This is a genomic window from Paenibacillus sp. JT22N1, from assembly GCF_059692155.1.
The window spans coordinates 104,753-120,929 of the sequence record NZ_JCAUAW010000011.1; the positions used below are offsets into that span (position 1 = coordinate 104,753).

Genomic DNA, 16,177 nt, shown 5'->3' on the forward strand with positions numbered 1-16,177 from the left:
ATAACAAGAGTTAAGTAAATGTAACATGATTGAAATTTTAGTTTCATGTGGCATTAATTATTCAAGCCTATAATAAAAGTCGACCCCCCTTTAAAATATAAAACTTAGACCCTCAGCCCGTTGCTGTGGGTCCTTTTTTGCTATTCAACAAAAGGGCAGGATAGTTAAACTTTATCCTAGTCCATTACAAGAATATGATCTGATTGCCGACACAGTCACATAATAAATTTACCGTAGGCTTCAAACGGGCAGGTTTAGTGGAATAACACTAGATGCTTTATACATACAAATGAGAATGGTATAAAATAACGAATATTAGTTCCAGAAAAGGGGGAACTTCGTTAAAGGACTTCATGATTTGGTGTACATGTATGAATGAAACGGAGAGTGATTCGATGTCTATCCTTTTATGGCCCAATGGTGCGCCGTTGGCGAAAAGGAATGAACCCGCAGATTGTCCGTCAATGACTACATACTTCTTGAAAAGAGATAGACCGAGCTCCTGTATCATCGTGTGTCCGGGTGGAGGCTATAAACATTTGGCAGAGCCAAAAGAAGGGAAGGACGTTGCGAAATGGCTGAATGAGATAGGTGTTTCGGCCGTTGTCCTCCATTATCGCGTGGCTCCTTATAAACATCCATGCCCTCTGTTGGATGCGCAACGGGCCATCCGGCTTCTTCGTAACAAAGCGCAAGAATGGAACATTGATCCATTGAGAATAGGCATCATGGGTTTTTCCGCAGGTGGCCATTTGGCCGCTATGGTTGGGACCCACTACGATGCTGGTATACCCGATGCTAATGATCCCGTTGAGAGAGAAAGCTCGAAGCCCAATCTAATGATTCTTTGCTACGCGGTGATGCTCTTATCGAACGAAAAGCATGTCACTTCGGAAACACCTCCGGTATTCCTATGGATGACTGCAAATGATGATAAGGTTCCGGTCAAGCACAATTTGCGTTTTGCCTCTGTTCTTAAAGAACATAGGGTACCGCATGAGATGCACATCTTTGAGAGTGGAAGACACGGGTTAGCGCTTGCAGCAGCTCACCCCAGCGTCAAATATTGGACGCATCTCTGTCAGAAGTGGCTGGTAAAACAAGGTTTTTCAAATTAGAGACTATGCATATAACAGTTGTTTTACATGAGAATTGTCGGATGACAAGAACATAGTCCGATTAATATCCGCCTAAATGGCGGCTTTTTTATTTTATCGGATCATATTCTTGTCATTTCTCAATGTAAAGAATATCTAACGGGAGGATTGTTCAGTATAGTCCTTTTCTCCGAACGGGCAGGCTAACGATAGTCATTATTGAAAATCATTTTTTTTGAGGGATTTTATTCCAATTATTGGGCAATTTAAGAACGAGAAATAATTAAGGAGACATATAGATGGAATCTAAAAAAACGGAACGATATGCTAACATTATCCCCATAGCTGAATTAGATACAATAGAAAAGAGGCTGCAACCATTCCCTATTTACAACAAACTACGTCAAACAACACCGGTTCGTTATGACGTAAGTCGCGACTGCTGGGATGTGCTTCGTTATGAGGATGTTCATCGAATTTTAAAGGATCCAGTAACCTTTTCTTCAAATCGGGACCTATCGGGTAAAGGAACAGAAACCATTTTAACTATGGATCCCCCACGGCATTCACAGTTGCGGGCCCTGGTTAACAAAGCATTTACTGCGAAGGTTATTTCTAATCTGGCACCCCACATCGAAATTATTACAAACGACCTGATTGATTCGATTAAAGAGAGCGATAAAATGGATATTGTACATGATCTTGCGGTTCCACTACCAGTAATAGTCATAGCAGAACTGCTCGGTGTTTCCCCCAAAGATCGGAAGTTGTTTAAAGAATGGTCCGATATCCTTGTTAAAGGACCGGATGAGAATACAGACGAGGCATTGCGCCAAGTGATGGAGGAGAAAACACAAGCAATACAAGAGTTGAATTCCTACTTTGCGCAGATTATCGAGCAGCGTCGGACTGATCCAAAAAAAGACCTGATCTCGTTACTTCTGTCAGCCGAGATTGAAGGAGAGAAATTGAACGAAAAGGAAATACTCGGTTTTTCAATTTTACTCTTAGCAGCCGGAAACGAAACAACTACAAATCTGATCGCTAACGCGGTACGTATCCTTACAGAAGATACTGCATTACAGCAACAGTTAAGGGAGAACCCTGAACTCATATCCAGCTTTATCGAAGAGGTACTTCGTTTCTATCCACCCATTCAGGCAATAGGACGTGTTGCAACCAGTGACATCGAAATTAGTGGTAAACAAATAAAAAAAGGGGATCAGGTGGTTTCCTGGGTTGCATCAGCCAATCGTGACGAAACGAAATTTTCAGAACCCGATGTTTTTATAGCTGATCGACGACCGAACGCTCACCTTTCGTTTGGTTTTGGCATACACTTTTGCTTGGGTGCCCCTCTTGCTAGGCTAGAAGGCCAAATTGCTTTACGTACGATTATGGAACGGATGCAGGATATTCGATATTTAACTGGAACTCCGCTTTCATATATTCAAAGCCCGTTCGTATTTGGCGTAAAACAATATCCAATTACATTTCTTCCAGCAAAGATAATCAATAAGTCATTGAAGTAATGGGAAACGATAGCTGAATTAAGACATAACGGCAGCCGGTCAGAACAATCGGCTGCCGTTTCCACACTAACTCCAGAAGACTATGTTTCACAAATTTTAATTAATTACGTGAGATAAACCCTTAAAACCGAGGGACGGAGAACTATAGCTCAATAGACATCAGGAGAAGGCTACCGACAGCAGCAGGTAATCCTCTAATTTATTTGATTAACAATCCGAATATGACACATAATTCACTGTAATGAATAGTTTTTCCAGCACAGTGGGAAATTAGGTGTACATAGTGAAAAACAAAAGGGATGATCTTCCTCATGCAGGCATTTGAACTAGATACATTAATTCATGGTATGGTTCGAGCCGATGACCTTGAAATCAGAAAGCTCAATTTAAGTGACGAAACAGTTGACCTCGTTTATTTCTCAACCATGTGTGATAAAAAATATATTCATACCACGATCATTAAGACTTTTTTTGATAGAAGTAGCTTATCGGAGTTTGAATTAGCCATAAAAATGCTGCCGGGATTTGAGTTCATTCAGAGCGAAGATCAAATGATCGAGAAGCTAATTGGCGGCTATACATTGTTGTTTTTCCCACAGATGACCTGTGCAATTGAAGCAAAAAAAGACCCAACGTCTCAGCCACAAGAAACATCAATTGAAAACATTCTTCAAGGGCCCCAATTTGCTTTCTCCGAGGATCTCGCAACGAATATACAAATCTTACGAACACGATACCCCTCGCAGGATTTGCATATTGAATTTATGAAAATTGGCACACAAAGTCAAACTGAATTAGCGATCATTTACGATAAGACGAGAGTGGATGAGGACGTTCTTTTGCAGCTTGAGAATAAGCTTATGCAAATCGATGCGGAAGTCATCCAAGCTGCCAATCAGCTCCAAATGCTGCTCACGAAACGACATCAATTTTTACCAACTTTAATGGTCACAGAAAGGCCCGATAGAACCGTATTAAATCTAAGCAAAGGAAAAATCGCTTTACTCCTCAATGGAACTCCATTCTCGGTCAATTTGCCAGCGGTATTTTTTGACTTCATGGCCTCGATGGATGATGTCTATGAATTACCATGGATCGTTAGACCTCTACAGATATTGAGATATATAGGCATGTTTATTACGACTACACTGCCGGCTTTATACGTAGCAACGGTTTCTTATAATCCTGAATTTTTCCGATCGCAAATAGCCATTGAAATTGCAGGTAGTCGTGCGGCGGTACCTTATCCATCTTTTTACGAAGTTTTTCTCATGCTTTTCTTAATTGAAGCGCTAACCGAAGCAAGTATTCGTCTTCCTAAGTTTATTGGCTCTACAGCGACAACCGTAGGTGGTCTAATCTTAGGACAAGCGGCTCAACAGGCAGGGCTAGTCAGCAGTATTATGATTATTATCGCTTCGGCAGTAGCCATTTCGAATTTTGTGATTCCAATGAATACGTTGGGTTATTCGCTGAGGGTCATCAAATTTCCACTTGTTCTATTAGCCATATTCTTTGGGTTGGTCGGTGTGCTAGCAGGGTTATTTTGTTTCCTTGTATACACGGCGAGTTTGAGAAGCTTTGGTCGACCATATTTGAAGCTTTTTATAGGAGAGGACAAAAAAACTAGGTGAAATCATTGTCACGGTATTTTTTTTACACTCTGATACTAACCATGATGATTAACTCCATTCTGTACGTTCCACGAATTCTCATTAACGAGCGGTATGAGGGTGCAATCATGTCGCTAATTCTTGGAACCTTGATTGGGAGCATTCTCTTGTACATTTTTACCGGCTCCCTCTTAAAGTTTCCAGGGAAGGGTCTACCCGAAATCTATAAGCTTTCTCTGCACAAAAGCATCTATATTCCTTTATTGCTTTTCTTTGGTGCATTTTGTTTCACCGCGGGCGGGCTTGTATTAATCAATTTCACTTTCATCATATCCAGATATCTGAATCCGGAAACGCCGTCGTATATTTTGCTTTTGCTTTTTGTAACCGTTGTTTGTTTTGGCGCAATGCAATCCTCAAAAACAGTGTTATATTGTGCGGAAATTGTACTGATTCTCAGTGTGCCTTTACTCTTGTTCTTGATAATAAAAGCGCTAACAAATAAACACATGAGCTATGATTCAGTAAAAATTATACTTGACTACACATGGATGTTTCCTAGTTGGAAGAGTTTATCTGTCTCTACCTATGCATTCGTGGGTTACCTGAGTTTGTCTATATTTAATCGCACATTTTCTAACTCAAAATCCATTAAATACAGATGGCTGATTCCTATTTTCGGTTTCGGCATGCTGTTGTCGACATTTATTATTCCAATTGGAACTTTAGGCACAGATGGTGTTAATGACTATATTTTCACTTGGGTTTCTACGGCAGAGGCGATACAAATGAAATATGCATTTATTGATCATGTTGTTTATATTTTTTTGCTCGTCTTTTTAAGTATTACCTTTCTATACACGATGGTGACATGGCATATCGCATCTGAAGCCATTAGCAGCTGTTTTCCTCGAAGTAAACCGAATACATCTTCTGTAAACACTGTACTTCCGAATGCGATAAGCTGTGGATTGATGGGTATTGCTACAATTGTAACTGGAAGTCTTTTAGGTGAAGATGATTTGTTCCGAGTGTCCTCCTTTTGGATGATGATCCGTTTACCCATGGACGTATTCCTTGTCTTAACTGTTTATTTCTTGAGTAAGCGGAGGCCAAGCTTATGAAAACGATGTTGTTATTCCTGTTAGTAGTTCCTTTGTTATCCAGCTGCGGTTTCAAAGATATGGACAAACGATTTATTGTTAAGGCCATTGGCATAGATAAGTCAAATGATAAAGATCTGCCCTTGCATGTTTCTTTAAAACTCGCCATTCCATCTTCGCAAATCAAACCAGGCCAGACGAATACGTTCCAAATCGTAAGTGATGACGCCAAAACAATCACGGAAGCTGTTCAACATCTCAAGTCAAAAGTGGATAAAGAACTGGATTTTTCACAATCCAAAATCATCATTTTCGGAAAGGACTTGGCTGAAGAACGTCTGAATCGGGAAACAATCGACTGGTTTTTGCGGCGACGAGAAATCCAGGGGACGACTTTTATGGCATTAGGGGATCCATCGGCAGAGCAAGTGCTGAAAGTAAGACCCAGGTCCGAACGGTTGCCAGGAGACAGTTTGTTTTTAAGTTTTGATCAAGAAGGTACGGAATCGTCATTTATTGTGACCGAGTATTTGTTTGATTTTCATAGGAGGTTAAGCGAAAAAGGATTAGATCCCTATTTACCTGTCATAAGACCACTCAACGAAACGTACTTAATCGATCAAGTAGCCGTCTTTGATAAAGAGAAAGTGAAAGAAGTATTAAATCCAGATGAGACTCGTGTTTTCAATGAATTATCCAAAAAAATTAGTAAGTTCGAAATTGAAACCCGAACAGATACCGTTCAATTTGCTTTGAGTGTGACAAATTTCGGATATACATACACCTTAGATGAAGCAAACGACTCTACACCTGAGCTTACGATGAATATTAAAATAAGAGGGCAAGCAGCAGAGTCTAGTCAGTCGCTTGATTATTCGAAATGGAAGCAATATGAGCATGAAGCCGAAAAAGAGGCGGCTAAGCGTTACGAAGATGTACTAAAGAAATTTCAGTCTATCGGGGTCGATCCTATCGGTTTGGGCTTAAGATACCGTGCAACTCACCATCACCGTGAAAAAGAATGGGAACAATGGAAAGCCGTTTATCCTCAACTAGTCTTTTATGTCAATGTAAAAATTAACCTTTTAGGATCTGGGGGAATTAAATAGCACTTAAATAGAGGTTTTCTCATTATTAAGACCCCGTGAATACTCCTCTATCCAACTGGATAAAATAACCTTTGAAATGAGGGGCAGCGTGATTAAATATTGGGTAATAATCCAGAAATTAAGGATATGGAGCTTTCGTCGATACAAGAAAGAAAAAATTATTTTCAAACACTGTTAAACAATACGGAAGATCTGGTAATACAATCATTGAATTGGAATCAACGACAAGTCAATTTGATTTATTTGGCAACATTAACCGATCAAAAAGCGATCCTAGATAAGATCATCTTTCCATTGAAACGAATCAAGGAAGGCGAGTTTCTCAACGTCATCCCTCTGGAACAGCTGCAAATTACTTGCTTGATCGAACAAGCGGTTGAAGCCATTTTGAATGGCGGCTGTGTTGTCGATTGTGAAAGTGAGACTGATTTTTACATCTTTGATACATCCTCTTCGATTGGACGAAGCATCACAGAGCCGATCAATGAGAAGGTGTTCGGAGATTCGCATGAAGGGTTTATTGAAAGATTAAGTACGAACCTTCATCTGATCAGAAGAAAAGTGGTTAACAAGGATTTAATGATTCGTTATCTGATGGTAGGCATGGAAACGAACACGCGTCTGGCGATGGTATACATCGAGTCATTGGCAAATCCAGAAATTGTGACCGAGTTGGAAAAGCGAATTACATCGATCCGTATCGATTATATTGCTTCATTTGGTTTTGTGGAGCAGCTAATTGAAGATGCCCCCTTCTCTCCATTTCCGCAAATATTAAGTACCGAAAGAGTGGACAGAGTAGCAGCCAATTTGATGGAGGGAAGAATTGCCGTATTATCGGAAGGTTCAGCGAAAGCGATAATTTTACCAATCAATTTCTTTGCTTTTTATCAGTCACCTGATGATTACAATGCCCGTTGGATTAACGGAAGCTTCTTCCGTTTGTTAAGGGTTTCCAGTTTCTTCATTGCCATTACACTACCAGCTGGATACATTTCAGTTGTCACTTTTCATTTTGAGACAATCCCTAATGAACTGGTGCTTCTCATGCAAAGCGCCGTTCTGGAAATTCCGTTTCCTCCGATTATTGAAGCTCTGTTGATGGAAATAACCATTGAAATGTTAAGAGAAGCCGGATTGCGATTACATACTGCCGTAGGGCAAACAATCGGTATTGTTGGAGGACTTGTTATTGGAGATGCCATCGTGAAGGCGGGGCTGGTGTCCAATATCATGATAATTGTGGTAGCATCAACGGCCCTTGCCTCATTTGTTGTGCCATCCCATGAGTTCAGAGAGACGGTGCGTTTTCTGCGTTTTCCTATGATGATTTTGGCTGCTACTTTCGGCTTTTTGGGAATTACGTTCGGATTTACATGTATTTTGATCCACTTGTGTAAATTAGAGGGGTTTGGAACGCCTTATTTTTACCCCTTTTCTCCATTCAGATGGAGGGATTTGAAAGACTCTCTGGTCCGGTTGCCAATATGGAAAATGAACCAGCGTCCTGCGGACAGTCTTCCCCAAAAAAAGCTGCGGGAATTATTTTCTAGGGGATGGGTGAAGCATGAACGCAGAAAAAGATAGTATCTCCAAAAAGCAGTTGGCTTTTTTCACTATACAAACAGCGGTAGGTGAGGGAGCGTTAACCGTTCCTTTTAGTGTTCACTCTGAAGCTTCTACGGACGGATGGATCTCCATGCTGCTGGCGGGATTTGCAACCCATCTGGTCATTATCTTGATATGGATGATCTGTAGGAAATATCCAAAGATGACGATGATCGAATTTCTCCCTCAGATGGCAGGGAAATTTGCAGGTCATCTTATTAGTATTCTTTATATTATTTATTTTATTGGAATAGCAAGCGTGATCCTTATGAATTACTGCCGAATTATTAATGCCTGGATTTTTCCGACGACACCAAAATGGGTCATTATGACATTGATGATGGTTACCAGTTATTATCTAGCGAAAGAAAGATTGAAAATAATTGTCCGATTTGAAACGCTGATTTCTATACTACTAATCATTATTATCATTTTGATCATTTTCCCTTTAAGCAAAGGAAATCCTTTGTATATTTTCCCCATCGGTCAATCTGGGATTGGTAATATGATAAGAGGTATGAGAGAGTCTGTCATTACGCTAGCCGGTTTCGAGTTGCTGCTCATGGTTTACCCTCAAGTCAAGGGGAAAGAAAGAGAAATATTAAAAACGATGTTGATATCATACATTTTTGTCACACTATTTTACGTATTAATTATCCTGTCATGCTTTATGTTTTTCAGTCCTGTAGAACTTAATATCATACCAGAACCTGTTTTATATATGCTAAAAGCTTTTTCTTTTAGGATCGTAGAAAGATCGGACTTACTATTTCTATCGCTTTGGGTTGTGATCGTCATGACGTCTATTGCCAATTATGTTTTTCTTGCTTCAACGGGGATTGCCCAAATATTGAAAAAAGGTAACAGTTCAATGGTGACTTTACTGGTCATTGCCGCTTGCTTACTAATTGCGCTGTTACCGCATAATTTTTTGTTTATCAGCAAGCTCAATAAATGGTTTTCTTATTTCGCTTTGGTCATGATCTATTTGCTACCCATACCGTTATTACTATTGACCATCCTAAGAGGAAGGAGGAAAGCAGCGGAATGAAAAGAATCCGGCTTGTATTGCTCGGCATACTTTCCATGAGTCTCTTAAGCGGTTGTTGGGATCAAATGTTATTAAAAAACGTTCGTTTAATTCTAGGGATAGGCATTGACAAAGCAGAAGGTGAAAATGTCTTAGTCACCTTTGTCTTACCGGATGTCTCGGATAAGAAGAGGAATGCACCCGAAATCATATCAGTTACTGGTGAAACTGCTCGAGAAGCAAGAGGTAACTTGGGGAAAAAACTAACCTTGGTTCCGGACGGAGCCAAGAACCGGTTTCTTATGATTGGAGAACAGCTGGCGAAGGTTGATATCTATGCGGTTCTGGATGTTTTTTACCGTGATCCGAAAAGTGCATTAAACGCCAAAATAGGGATTGTCGAAGGTCGCGCCGAATCACTTTTGCAAACAGGTTATATGAGAAAGCCAAATTTCATCTTGAACCTAGATAAGCAAATTCTCAGTGCAGAAACTTTTACGATCGTTCCAGAAGAAAATATACAATCGATTTGTACAATTTTATTTGACCCTGGACAAGATGTGATTTTGCCGTATCTGACAATGGGGGAAAGTACCCCTCATATTAACGGAATTGCATTGTTTAACAGTAAATCCTTCACAGGGACTCTAGACGCTAAAGAGTCAAAACTCTGTTTATTAATGGCTGATCGAATGGGTAAAAAGGCAAGCCTGACATTACCAATTCCTAATAAATCGAAGAAAATAGGCAGTAAAATGACATTCCGTGTATTTCAAACAAAACGGAAATTAGATGTTCATGTAAATAATGGTAAGGTTGTGGTCACTATAGATCTGCTGCTGAAGACAGAAGCGGAAGAATTCTCCCCCGATCATCTAGATGAAGCCGGGCAGGTATCCAAAATGAACGAGTTTTTTTCAAAAGAGCTAACACAGGAAGCTCAGAAGGTCGTTCAGAAGCTGCAGAAGGCCAATTGCGACGTCTTTGGAATCGGCAGACGGATCATCGCCTTCCATCCTGATTACTGGAAGACTATCGATTGGAACAGCACCTACCCGCTTATTACGATTCAACCTAACGTAAAGGTAGAAATAGCAAGACCCGGAATTGTTTATTAGACCTTACAGGACGGAGTGGTTAACACTGTTAGATAGATTTGAGAATAGAGGTATAAAAGGATCCGTAATAAAAAGATGAAAGTCGGTTTTACACTTTCAAATATGTTTGAGATTACCGCCGATTATGAATTGATTCGAATTAACGATAATAAGACACTCTTTAAATATAAGGTCACTAATCGTGCTTTGAAATGGTTTGTTAAATTGATGTTACTATTTGCTACCGAAAAGGTGGTAGTTGAATTTGTAGAGAGAGTTAAGCAAGTGGCTGAATCTGAAAACCCATGAATTACATATTGATGAGATATAATTTACTACTCTCTTAATAAACTAGGAGGCATTAGTGATGTTAAGATGCTCATGGTGTATGAAGAAAATCAAAGAAGATAGGCCTTGCTACGGTCTAAATGTCAAGTTTGCTTCAGGAGTTGATTTTGACGAGAAAGATGGAAGAATAATTTCATTATATTTAAAAACTAGAAAAACAAGTGTTCCTTTAATAGTTGTGGCCGATGATTCAGAAGCAAAAAGAAATGGACAGGATGGGATCTTTGCACTTTGTACTGAGAACTGTGCGACTAAGATGAAAGAAACAGTTACAAAAGAATTAGAGCTATTTTCAGGTGAAAGCAGTATGGTACGTTTATAAAACAAGCGACTCTAAACAATAAACTAACAGATCGATAATTGAACAAACAACACAGATGGGCAGCCGCCAATAAATCCGGCAGTCTATTCAGCGAAGGGCAGTTTAATGTGGTGAAAAGCCAAAAGAATTGCTTCAAGACTATAAGAAATAAGAAAAATGAGTAATATACAAACAAACGTTCTTATGTTATGTTGGGAATAGAGAATACATCTCATTAAGGAGTGAACGACTTATGGAGAATATAATCCGTTCTGGCATGCATGATTTTGATTTTACGCTTAAACCGATGATAAATCGCAATAGACGTCGGACGAATGCGATGTATCCGGAAAAGGAAGGCGTCTGGGAAGAGTTTGAAGCTAGTCATACAGGTGAGAAATATCTCGATGGGAAGGTCATCATTGACCATTTTGAAGGAATATTCCCGAATGGTGAAGTCAGAAAAGGGATGACGATACGCGCTTATGACGAGGAAACGCAGCATTGGTCGTTGGTATGGCTGGATAATTGCAACCCTCATGATTTTAGACCGCTGATCGGAAAGTTTGAAAATGGAATTGGTGTGTTTAATCAAGTGGTAGAAACACCAGACGGAAAGCCGCTGCACATGAGATTCACTTGGGATGAGATCACGGAGAATACCGCTCGCTGGCAACAGGCCTTTTCGTTTGATGGCGGCAAAAACTGGGATACCAATTGGATTATGGAGTTTACGAGAAGATAAACGTTCACACACCCAACCAAAATAGTTTTGCGACACAAACATAGGTACATAATCGCCGTTACAGTAAGCTAACTATCAGAGTTAATTAGTGGGGTTAATTAATAAAAAAAGATCGTTCTCCTATAAAGAGAGACGATCTTTTTATTCTTTAAGCGTTTTGTTATTATTTTTGAGGCGGAGCGGTTACATCCCAATCTTTTTTATCGAGTATGCGTTCACCAACCTTGAACACGAGGGATAAGTGATTAATCCCCGGCTTCAAGGGAAACTGCAGCGTAACATCATACACGCCGAAGTTGTAGCCCAGCTTGTAAAGCTGTTTTACTTTCGCCAGCTGTATATTCGCCGGATCGTTGTCATCGGTGTCTTGGCTTTTAACTAAAATTTGCAGATCAGTGGAAATCGCGCCGTTATCCAGATAGCTGTTTTCATAGAGAAGTCCGGAGAGATGAAGTTCATTTCCGTCCGCGGCTGCAGTCAAGTTAAAACCGGCTATCTCATATTCGCGGGAACTTAGCGTTACATTTTTATCACCATATACAACCTTGTCATTGTAGGTCGTCGTAGCGCCTAAGAGCTTTCTCACATCAGATAAGCTTAAGAGCGGCGGGAGCTTGGCTTCAGAAGTCGCAACCGGTGACATCCGTATCCGGACCAGTCAGATCATAATGATACTGCCTTGCCAAAAAACTGGTACTGAAATGCGGCTCTCCGTTCAGAATTTTGCCGACGGATTCGGAGCCGAAGGTGAATATACCTGAGTCATTTTGATAAAAAGCGCCTTGATACAGCATCGTAGATCGAATTTGCGCATCATCTTCGCGGCCTTTCAATAGTACGCTGTCTTGATAAGGGTCCAGTTGAATCCAACCTTGGCCGACAAAAGAATCGATTTTGTACCAGCGCATGCCGTCTGGCGCGGTCCATGCCGCTAACGGATGGAGTGTTTGAGGCCCAATTTGGCCATTATTCAGCGAAATCCTTGTATTTGGGTACCGCAAGATACCTGTTACATAGCCGCGAAGTTGAATGGTCGTCGTATCATCCACCGTACCGTCAGGCTCGGCATAGGTCGGGCTATACCAGCCCTCCGCTTGCTCGTTTTTGACGTGAAACCATTCTTCATGAATCGAGTAGCCGTCATCATTAAGGGTCGTTTCGACCACGTTCAAATCGCCCGGAGGCAGCTCTGTAACAATCTCGGCATTCGAATCCGGATACGCGAATAACGGGCTAGGCTGCGTACGCTTGATGGTCTTCTTGTCTGATGTGATCGGCATGCCTGAGGCAAAAGACCATTTTGGACCATACTCCGTATCAAATAGATAAGAGCTCCCAAGCAAGGTGCGGTATTTTGCGGTCTGATGGACGAACATTTTGGTAAGAAGCCCTTCATATTGATACGTAATGTAGTCCATGTGCGGGGAACTTCTGTAATAAACGCTCGGGTAATAAACGGTACGATCCAGCGGCTGTAAAGCGCCGATCTCATCCAGGTGCAGGTGAACCCATTGATCACCGAGCCAGGTTGTGTGGATTTTGATCCAGCGCTTCGGATTGTAATCCATCTCCGCTTGACGGAACCAGCTTTTCTCTGCGTCCACAACCGTCACTTCCTGAGTGGAGAGAGCTGCCGTTGATCCGCCAGCTTCTGATGCCCGCGCATATAAAGGGGTTTCCGACATTAATCGAATGGTCGCCGGGGGAGGCACTTCGATTTGCCATGGAGCGGTTTTGATCCAACGATCCCCGAAATCGGTATGTATTTTCCACCAGTTCCCCGAGGTAGCCCAATGCACTTCCGCTTCGATCACTTCGACTGTTTGCGGGGAGAAGGAGCCTTCCGGCGCATTTTTCAGCGTATTTGGAATGACGTAGTACGGCATCTTTTCTACAAATGTAAGTTTCTTGGGAATAAAAAAGCCGTCTGCCGGCTCCGTTGGCGTATCTGCGTAATCATAGGCGTTACCGGCGGAGGCCAGCAGCGCGATTTGGATTGCGGCGCCTGATAAAGCGAGTAATACAACTTTTTTCCACATAAGGAGGTCTCCTTTGCGCTTTAATTTCAATCGTCTAGTATATTCTACTAAGAAATGGATTGGAAGTTGCGGAGGAGGATTCAAGTCACCAGGAGTTTAAGAATGGCAGTTAAAAAAAGGAAAATATAACTAAATAATTTGCACAAATTTTATGAATATATTGGGGGATTTATTGTCGTTTTTATTTTGCTCGTTTGTCGGGTGACAAGAACTTTATCACATTCTCAACAGAGGGCTATCATTGAACGAAGTGAATTAAAGTATTCGCTGAATATTCCTTCTGATCGTTCAACCGAGGGACGGGCAGTTTAATGCAATGAATCTCCTAAATGTCAAACTAAAATGGTATAATATTCCACGTTGATACAAAATGAGAACGGAAGTGAACTGGATGGAAAAATTACGACTTCGTGCGTGTGCATTGATTATTAAGGATGGAGCCATTTTACTTATCGAGTACGAGAATGATAATGGTGACGGTGTCCATTACAATCTTCCCGCAGGTGGTGTTGAGCCAGGTGAAACCTTTGTTGAAGCTGTGAAAAGGGAAGCAAAAGAAGAGGCGTGTGTCGACGTGGAAGTCGGTCCTGTTACCTTTGTTTATGAATATCAACCAACTAAAAGCAATTATATTTATGGCGACACCCATTCTGTGGGGATTACATTTGAATGTGAATTAAAATTAGGGTCATATCCCAAACTTCCACAAAAGCCAGATCCTAAACAAACAGATGTTAAATGGATCCCGATTTCGGAGTTGAATTCGATTCAACTGTACCCAGAAATTAACCAAGATATTGTTGATTATTACAGCGGTAATAAGTATCGCAATTATGTTGAAGAACAAGAGATACAACAAAAGCTGTTACGCTAACGGGCAGCATAGTTTAATAGCATGTACGGAGAACCGTACCACGCGAAACGGCAAGTTTTTTAGCAAAAGCGCAAAAATTGATTTTCATACAATGTGCTAGAATGATAATAATGGAACGAGTTATTGTAACCCATTCCACCCCGATTTTGGTGAGGCTAGAAAGGTAGGGGATACTAGAATGAGCGAAAAGCATGGGGAGTTAGACATAGCTGAGGACTTGCGTTCCGAATTAATTGGATACTGTTACAGGATGATGGGGTCCATTTTTGAGGCGGAAGACGCGGTACAGGATACCATGCTCCGTGTATGGCAGAGCTGGGACCAGATTCGACAGGACTCTTCTCGCAGATCCTGGATTTATCGCATTGCTACGAATGTTTGTTTAGACAAGCTCAGGTATGCAAAGCGTCGGGCGCTTCCGATGGACTTGTCCGATCCTGCTTCTATTATCGTGGAACCCAGGGACAACTTACCTCGAACTGCTTGGATATGGCCGGCTCCCGATACCGCTGGCGACCCAGCTGATATCGCGGTTAGCAGGGAAACCATTCGATTATCGTTTATCGCGATTCTGCAAACATTGCCGCCTCGGCAACGCGCCGTTTTTATTCTGCACGATGTATTCCGATGGTCGGCCAAACAAACGGCGGATGCGATGGGTATGACCGTAGCGGCCGTCAACAGCGCTTTGCAACGAGCGCGGGCGACGCTAACGCAAGCGAATCTTCGGTCTGATTCGCTGCGAGAGATGGACGTCGATGCAGACCAACGACTTCTTGCCTGTTATGTAGAAGCATTCGAACAATACAACATCGAAAAGTTGTTGGCGCTGTTCCACGAGAGTGGCAGCTTGTCGATGCCACCTTTTGTGATGTGGGTGTACGGCAAAATGAAAATGACGTCATTTTACCAAATAACACGCAGCCATTGCACAGGTTCCCGTTTGGTATCTGTACGCGCTAACGGCAATTGCCCCGCCTATGCACAGTATGTTCCAGTCGGACGCGATGGGGTCTTGGTCCCATGGGGCATACATATCCTTGAGATTCAAAATGGAAAGATCGCGCATATCCATCATTTCATTGACACCGATTTATTTGCCCGGTTTGGTTTGCCGACCTGTTTGGACGCGAGTATGGATTTTACGGCGTACCGATGATTTTGCGGCCGCTCGTTCGTCTATATTTCTGAACGGCAAATTGAATGAAAGTGGAGGTTTTAAAATGTTGCAACGTTTGTTTATTTGGGTGGAGATTCCGGTGTCGAATATGGAACGGGCCAAAACGTTCTATGAGTGGATTTTTCGAATGGATATGCAGTCGATGCCCATAGGGGATGATGAATACGCGTTTTTTCCGGTTCAGGAACAGTGCAACGGAGGGGCGTTAGTGAAGGGTCCCCATCGTAAGCCCTCTGTCGATGGCGTCACGATATACCTTGACGGAAGTCCAGACCTGGCCAACATTCTTTCAAGGGTCCCTGAAGCGGGTGGACAAGTGATCATGGAGAAAACCAATGCGGGCAATAACGCAGGATATTTGGGGATGTTTTTAGACAGTGAAGGCAATCGCATAGGCCTTCAACATTTATAAGCAAACGGTAACTATTGAGGAGTCTGCTTGGCGGCAGCTCCTCTTTTGTTTATTGAAGTAACGAGCAGGTTAGCGTAACTTTCCAATAC

16 protein-coding genes are annotated in these 16,177 nt (G+C 41.7%); 14 read left to right on the forward strand and 2 right to left on the reverse strand.

The genetic code is table 11. The features are described from left to right. Positions 1-464: 464 nt before the first annotated feature. From AC58UU_RS21280 to AC58UU_RS21330, 11 genes are all read left to right on the forward strand, one after another. The gene (locus tag AC58UU_RS21280) at positions 465-1,118 is read left to right on the forward strand and encodes an alpha/beta hydrolase (protein ID WP_497318955.1); all 654 of its coding nucleotides are present in this window, start codon (positions 465-467) and stop codon (positions 1,116-1,118) included. A gap of 278 nt (positions 1,119-1,396) precedes the next feature. After that, positions 1,397-2,629, forward strand: coding sequence for a cytochrome P450 (locus tag AC58UU_RS21285; RefSeq protein ID WP_497318700.1), 1,233 nt, complete (start codon positions 1,397-1,399; stop codon positions 2,627-2,629). 311 nt (positions 2,630-2,940) lie between these two features. Then, a complete protein-coding gene (locus tag AC58UU_RS21290; protein ID WP_497318701.1) occupies positions 2,941-4,263 on the forward strand; it encodes a spore germination protein in 1,323 nt (440 codons plus the stop codon). Beyond that, the gene (locus tag AC58UU_RS21295; RefSeq protein WP_497318702.1) at positions 4,260-5,366 is read left to right on the forward strand and encodes a GerAB/ArcD/ProY family transporter; all 1,107 of its coding nucleotides are present in this window, start codon (positions 4,260-4,262) and stop codon (positions 5,364-5,366) included. Before AC58UU_RS21290 ends, AC58UU_RS21295 begins: the two co-directional genes overlap by 4 nt. After that, positions 5,363-6,454 (forward strand): Ger(x)C family spore germination protein, encoded by a 1,092-nt coding sequence (locus AC58UU_RS21300; RefSeq protein WP_497318703.1) that lies wholly within the window; start codon positions 5,363-5,365, stop codon positions 6,452-6,454. The genes AC58UU_RS21295 and AC58UU_RS21300 overlap by 4 nt, the downstream gene beginning before the upstream one ends. A gap of 126 nt (positions 6,455-6,580) precedes the next feature. Next, a complete protein-coding gene (locus AC58UU_RS21305; RefSeq protein WP_497318957.1) occupies positions 6,581-8,041 on the forward strand; it encodes a spore germination protein in 1,461 nt (486 codons plus the stop codon). Further along, complete coding sequence (locus AC58UU_RS21310; protein ID WP_497318704.1) at positions 8,022-9,113, forward strand: GerAB/ArcD/ProY family transporter; 1,092 nt, start codon at positions 8,022-8,024, stop codon at positions 9,111-9,113. Before AC58UU_RS21305 ends, AC58UU_RS21310 begins: the two co-directional genes overlap by 20 nt. Beyond that, positions 9,110-10,210 (forward strand): Ger(x)C family spore germination protein, encoded by a 1,101-nt coding sequence (locus AC58UU_RS21315; protein WP_497318705.1) that lies wholly within the window; start codon positions 9,110-9,112, stop codon positions 10,208-10,210. Before AC58UU_RS21310 ends, AC58UU_RS21315 begins: the two co-directional genes overlap by 4 nt. A gap of 75 nt (positions 10,211-10,285) precedes the next feature. Further along, on the forward strand, positions 10,286-10,498 hold the full coding sequence (locus tag AC58UU_RS21320) for a hypothetical protein (RefSeq protein WP_497318706.1): 213 nt from the start codon (positions 10,286-10,288) through the stop codon (positions 10,496-10,498). Between the two features lie 79 nt (positions 10,499-10,577). Next, positions 10,578-10,859: a hypothetical protein gene (locus tag AC58UU_RS21325; protein ID WP_497318707.1), complete on the forward strand. Its 282-nt coding sequence runs from the start codon at positions 10,578-10,580 to the stop codon at positions 10,857-10,859. Between the two features lie 232 nt (positions 10,860-11,091). Next, positions 11,092-11,583 carry a hypothetical protein gene (locus AC58UU_RS21330; protein WP_497318708.1) on the forward strand — a complete coding sequence of 164 codons (492 nt, stop codon included), beginning with the start codon at positions 11,092-11,094 and terminating at the stop codon, positions 11,581-11,583. A 163-nt stretch (positions 11,584-11,746) separates the two neighbouring features. On the opposite strand, the gene AC58UU_RS21335 is transcribed toward AC58UU_RS21330, so the two are convergent. Both AC58UU_RS21335 and AC58UU_RS21340 read right to left on the reverse strand, forming a co-directional pair. After that, positions 11,747-12,226: a hypothetical protein gene (locus tag AC58UU_RS21335; RefSeq protein ID WP_497318709.1), complete on the reverse strand. Its 480-nt coding sequence runs from the start codon at positions 12,224-12,226 to the stop codon at positions 11,747-11,749. Then, the gene (locus tag AC58UU_RS21340) at positions 12,204-13,622 is read right to left on the reverse strand and encodes an SH3 domain-containing protein (protein WP_497318710.1); all 1,419 of its coding nucleotides are present in this window, start codon (positions 13,620-13,622) and stop codon (positions 12,204-12,206) included. Before AC58UU_RS21340 ends, AC58UU_RS21335 begins: the two co-directional genes overlap by 23 nt. 391 nt (positions 13,623-14,013) lie before the next feature. Between AC58UU_RS21340 and AC58UU_RS21345 the strand changes: the two genes are divergently transcribed. From AC58UU_RS21345 to AC58UU_RS21355, 3 genes are all read left to right on the forward strand, one after another. After that, a complete protein-coding gene (locus tag AC58UU_RS21345; RefSeq protein WP_497318711.1) occupies positions 14,014-14,496 on the forward strand; it encodes an NUDIX domain-containing protein in 483 nt (160 codons plus the stop codon). A 178-nt stretch (positions 14,497-14,674) separates the two neighbouring features. Continuing rightward, positions 14,675-15,655 (forward strand): sigma-70 family RNA polymerase sigma factor, encoded by a 981-nt coding sequence (locus tag AC58UU_RS21350; protein ID WP_497318712.1) that lies wholly within the window; start codon positions 14,675-14,677, stop codon positions 15,653-15,655. Positions 15,656-15,719: 64 nt separating this feature from the next. Next, on the forward strand, positions 15,720-16,088 hold the full coding sequence (locus tag AC58UU_RS21355) for a VOC family protein (RefSeq protein WP_497318713.1): 369 nt from the start codon (positions 15,720-15,722) through the stop codon (positions 16,086-16,088). The last annotated feature ends 89 nt before the right edge of the window (positions 16,089-16,177 follow it).

Coding starts and splice junctions, on each gene's coding strand:
- AC58UU_RS21330 (WP_497318708.1), top strand. CDS start 11,092: ATGGAGAATATAATCCGTTCTGGCATGCATGATTTTGATTTTACGCTT.
- AC58UU_RS21345 (WP_497318711.1), top strand. CDS start 14,014: ATGGAAAAATTACGACTTCGTGCGTGTGCATTGATTATTAAGGATGGA.
- AC58UU_RS21315 (WP_497318705.1), top strand. CDS start 9,110: ATGAAAAGAATCCGGCTTGTATTGCTCGGCATACTTTCCATGAGTCTC.
- AC58UU_RS21335 (WP_497318709.1), bottom strand. CDS start 12,226: ATGTCACCGGTTGCGACTTCTGAAGCCAAGCTCCCGCCGCTCTTAAGC.
- AC58UU_RS21355 (WP_497318713.1), top strand. CDS start 15,720: ATGTTGCAACGTTTGTTTATTTGGGTGGAGATTCCGGTGTCGAATATG.
- AC58UU_RS21340 (WP_497318710.1), bottom strand. CDS start 13,622: ATGTGGAAAAAAGTTGTATTACTCGCTTTATCAGGCGCCGCAATCCAA.
- AC58UU_RS21325 (WP_497318707.1), top strand. CDS start 10,578: ATGAAGAAAATCAAAGAAGATAGGCCTTGCTACGGTCTAAATGTCAAG.
- AC58UU_RS21305 (WP_497318957.1), top strand. CDS start 6,581: ATGGAGCTTTCGTCGATACAAGAAAGAAAAAATTATTTTCAAACACTG.
- AC58UU_RS21320 (WP_497318706.1), top strand. CDS start 10,286: ATGAAAGTCGGTTTTACACTTTCAAATATGTTTGAGATTACCGCCGAT.
- AC58UU_RS21300 (WP_497318703.1), top strand. CDS start 5,363: ATGAAAACGATGTTGTTATTCCTGTTAGTAGTTCCTTTGTTATCCAGC.
- AC58UU_RS21280 (WP_497318955.1), top strand. CDS start 465: ATGACTACATACTTCTTGAAAAGAGATAGACCGAGCTCCTGTATCATC.
- AC58UU_RS21285 (WP_497318700.1), top strand. CDS start 1,397: ATGGAATCTAAAAAAACGGAACGATATGCTAACATTATCCCCATAGCT.
- AC58UU_RS21350 (WP_497318712.1), top strand. CDS start 14,675: ATGAGCGAAAAGCATGGGGAGTTAGACATAGCTGAGGACTTGCGTTCC.
- AC58UU_RS21290 (WP_497318701.1), top strand. CDS start 2,941: ATGCAGGCATTTGAACTAGATACATTAATTCATGGTATGGTTCGAGCC.
- AC58UU_RS21310 (WP_497318704.1), top strand. CDS start 8,022: ATGAACGCAGAAAAAGATAGTATCTCCAAAAAGCAGTTGGCTTTTTTC.